Genomic DNA, 3,361 nt, shown 5'->3' on the forward strand with positions numbered 1-3,361 from the left:
TCGCGGTGTTCGAGCTTGGCCTGCTCGATATGAAATGCCACCTGATCGATATTCTCGACAAGCCGGGCGGGCAGTGCGCAGAGCTTTATCCCGAAAAGCCGATCTATGACATTCCCGCACTTCCCATCGTGACGGGTCAGGAACTGACCGAGCGCCTGCTGGAGCAGGCGGCACCCTTCGGGCCGCAATACCACTACAACGAGATGGTGGAAGAAGTTCAGAAGCTCGAAGATGGCCGCTTCCGCGTGAAGACTGATGGCGGCCTTGTCTTCGAAGCGAAGGTGATCGTGATTGCGGCGGGCGGTGGCAGCTTCCAGCCGAAGAAGCCGCCGATCCCCGGCATCGAAGAATATGAAGGCAAGTCGGTTTTCTATGCCGTGAAGCGCATGGAAGCCTTCCGTGGCAAGAACATTCTGATCTCCGGCGGCGGCGACAGTGCGCTTGACTGGACGATCAATCTCCAGCCGCTCGCAAACTCCATGCAGCTCATTCACCGCCGCGACGGTTTCCGCGCTGCGCCGGACAGCGTCAACAAGATGCATGCGCTGGCGGAAGAGGGGAAGATCAAGTTCCATCTCGGCCAGATCACGGCGCTGCATGGCGATAATGGCCAGCTCACCGGCGTGACCGCGAAGGGCAATGATGGCAACGACTATCAGATCGAATGCGACACGCTGCTGCCCTTCTTCGGTCTGACGATGAAGCTCGGCCCGATTGCGAATTGGGGCCTCAACCTGCATGAGAACCTGATCGCTGTTGATACGGAAAAGTTCCAGACGAGCGAGCCAGGTATTTTTGCGATTGGTGACATCAACACCTATCCGGGCAAGCTGAAGCTCATTCTGTCGGGCTTCCACGAAGCCGCGCTGATGGCGCAGGCCGCATTCAAATATGCAAATCCCGATGCGAAGGTCACTTTCCAGTACACGACTTCCTCGACGAGCCTGCAGAAGAAACTCGGCGTCGCCTGATCGCCTCGTAATCACAAGCTGGACAAGCCCTCCTTCTCCCTGCCACTTTGGGCAGAAAGCAGGAGGGCTTTTTCGTGCGCCGCATTTCATTTCTCATCATCCTCCTTACAGCCCTCTCGGTGAGTGCCCCGGTTCTTGCCGACCCGACAGGCTCCACGCGCAGCGATCTTTATTTCGGTCTTGATCTCACAGGCGGCGGCGCAGTGGAGGAAGAAGACTGGACGGATTTTCTTGGTGAGGTTGTGACGCCGCGTTTTCCCGATGGCTTCACGGTGATTGATGCTTATGGGCAATGGCGTGACCCTGCGGTTGCGAATGCGCCGATCATCCGGGAAAGAACAAAGCTCATCGTGATCGTGCGGCCGGCAACGGCGGAAGCAGATGCAGCGATTGCCGAGATAAAGTCGATCTATAAAAAGCGCTTCGGCCAGATATCCGTCTTTCATACGGATGCGCCGGTAGAGATCGTGGAGTAGGGTTCTTCCATGTTTGCGCTTTCTGCTCCTATCGAAAAATCATTCGAGATGTGGCCCGGCAAGATCACCTTTGCGGCGGAAGGTGCCGGTGCGCCTGAAGCGCTGGATGCGGCGACGGATATGGCGCGGGCCTTGTGCCGTGCCGTGATCGAGGATGCGGAATTGCTGGCAAGCGGCGGCAGCGTGTTGCCGCGCGGCCGGGCGGGGCGCCATGCGGCGGAAGTGGCAATGCTGTTCCGCGAGGTGCAGGGGGTGGAATTGCCGCCTGTTGTTGCAGCCCTTCCGGGTGCCGTTTGCGATGTCGTGCTGGAGGTGATGCGCGAGGCGGCGGCGCGTGCGGGTGGTGCTGATTTTATTGCGGTATCGCTTGGCGATGCGGTGGCGATTCATCGCGATGGCCGCAGTGTATTGCCGGTGAATAGTGGCTTGCCGCCCATGCCGGGCGAGTTTCTGCGCGCGCTTGGGGGTGGTGTTCAGGGTGGTGCGGCTCTGGGTGGCGTTCACTCCGCCGTACCGACGCGCGGTGCGATTGATCTTGTGGCGACCTTCTCCAGAAATGCGGCAATGGCAGGCTTTGCAGCGGCGATGATTGCCGATGCGTCTGCCGATGGATGCACGCCGCCTGCAGGCGCGTTGCCGCGTGACCGGCTTTATGCGGCTGCCTGGGGTGGCAGGCGGGTTGCGGCGGCCTGTGGCGTGGTCGAGCCGGAAATTGTCTGGGATGCCTTGTCAGCTTCCGTTCGGCAGGCGGCGGCTTTGCGCGACAGGCGGCTTCTCTCTGCCGCCGCGCTTGGCTTCAAGGGGCGCGGGCGTCTTCTCGGCGCGATTGATGGTGACAGGCTTTTGCGCTTCGGTGTTTCGGAGTGGCGCTAGGGCAGGCGCGGGGCCATACTTCCTGAAAATATAAATAGGGGAGGGAGGCTCATGGGTCTTTACGAACGCTATGTCGTGCCGCATGTCATCAATTGTGCCTGCGGGACCAAGCCGATCCGCTATCAGCGCAAGAAGACAGTGCCGATGGCGGAAGGCACCGTGCTCGAGATCGGCATCGGCACGGGGCTCAATCTTCCCTATTACGATCCGGCGAAAGTGACGAAGGTGATCGGCCTCGATCCTTCCGAGGAATCGTGGAAGCTCGCAGGCGAGCGAGCGGCGGGGCTTTCCTTTCCGGTGGAGTTCATCGGCCTGCCGGGAGAGCAGATCCCGCTTGATGACAGGAGCGTCGATACGGTGCTCTGCACTTTCAGCCTTTGCACCATCCCCGATCCTGTGAAGGCGCTTGAGGGCATGAGGCGTGTGCTGAAGCCGGGCGGCAAGCTCATCTTCTGTGAGCATGGCGCGGCGCCCGACGAAAAAGTGAAGCGCTGGCAGGACAGGGTGAACCCGGTCTGGAAGGTGCTGTTCGGCGGCTGCAATCTCAACCGCGACATGCCTTCGATCATCAAGGAAGGCGGGTTCCGCATTACCGACCTTCAGACCATGTATCTGCCTTCGACACCGCGCATTGCGGGGTTCAATTATTGGGGTACGGCTGAAGCCTGAGGCTTGAAGTCGCGCTTGACCCGGCGGCGGGAGACAACTAGAACAAATAGGGAACATTATTCGGGCAGGCCGTGGACAGAAACGCTCTCATCGCCGATCTCCGGATGCGCATTGCCGGGAAAGAGGCTGCTTCCTCTCCGCTCATTTCGCTGGGCGGGGCGGGAGACGTGCTGCCCGGCGGGGGGCTTCGCGCAGGCGCGCTGCATGAGGTGGCGGCGGCTGCCTATCGCGATATGGGAGCGGCGACGGGGTTTGCGGCGGCGCTTGTTGCTTGCGCCATGAAGCAATCCGCGCTGCCGGTGCTCTGGTGCGAGACGGCGCGCGCGCCTTTCGATATGGGCCGACTTTACGGACCGGGGATCTGTGCTTTCG

At 60.7% G+C, this 3,361-nt stretch carries 4 protein-coding genes and 1 pseudogene; all 5 read left to right on the forward strand.

The window, feature by feature from the left end; translation table 11 throughout:
• Positions 1–971, forward strand: a 971-nt coding sequence (locus WBF74_RS03160) for an NAD(P)/FAD-dependent oxidoreductase (protein WP_424435046.1), incomplete at its 5' end; no start/stop codon positions are given.
• A gap of 74 nt (positions 972–1,045) precedes the next feature.
• Positions 1,046–1,447 carry a DUF3574 domain-containing protein gene (locus tag WBF74_RS03165; RefSeq protein WP_424435049.1) on the forward strand — a complete coding sequence of 134 codons (402 nt, stop codon included), beginning with the start codon at positions 1,046–1,048 and terminating at the stop codon, positions 1,445–1,447.
• A 9-nt stretch (positions 1,448–1,456) separates the two neighbouring features.
• Entirely contained in the window at positions 1,457–2,320 is an 864-nt protein-coding gene (locus tag WBF74_RS03170) for a hypothetical protein (RefSeq protein ID WP_424435052.1), read from the forward strand.
• 51 nt (positions 2,321–2,371) lie between these two features.
• On the forward strand, positions 2,372–2,989 hold the full coding sequence (locus WBF74_RS03175; RefSeq protein ID WP_424435055.1) for a class I SAM-dependent methyltransferase: 618 nt from the start codon (positions 2,372–2,374) through the stop codon (positions 2,987–2,989).
• Between the two features lie 71 nt (positions 2,990–3,060).
• Positions 3,061–3,361: pseudogene (locus WBF74_RS03180) on the forward strand (hypothetical protein); the annotation flags it as partial.

Origin of the sequence: Parvibaculum sp. (assembly GCF_049672805.1) — a bacterium.
Classification (GTDB): Bacteria; Pseudomonadota; Alphaproteobacteria; order Parvibaculales; family Parvibaculaceae; genus Parvibaculum.

Bases quoted from the DNA above. Each gene is read 5' to 3' on its own strand.
- WBF74_RS03175 (WP_424435055.1), top strand. From the start codon at position 2,372: ATGGGTCTTTACGAACGCTATGTCGTGCCGCATGTCATCAATTGTGCC.
- WBF74_RS03170 (WP_424435052.1), top strand. From the start codon at position 1,457: ATGTTTGCGCTTTCTGCTCCTATCGAAAAATCATTCGAGATGTGGCCC.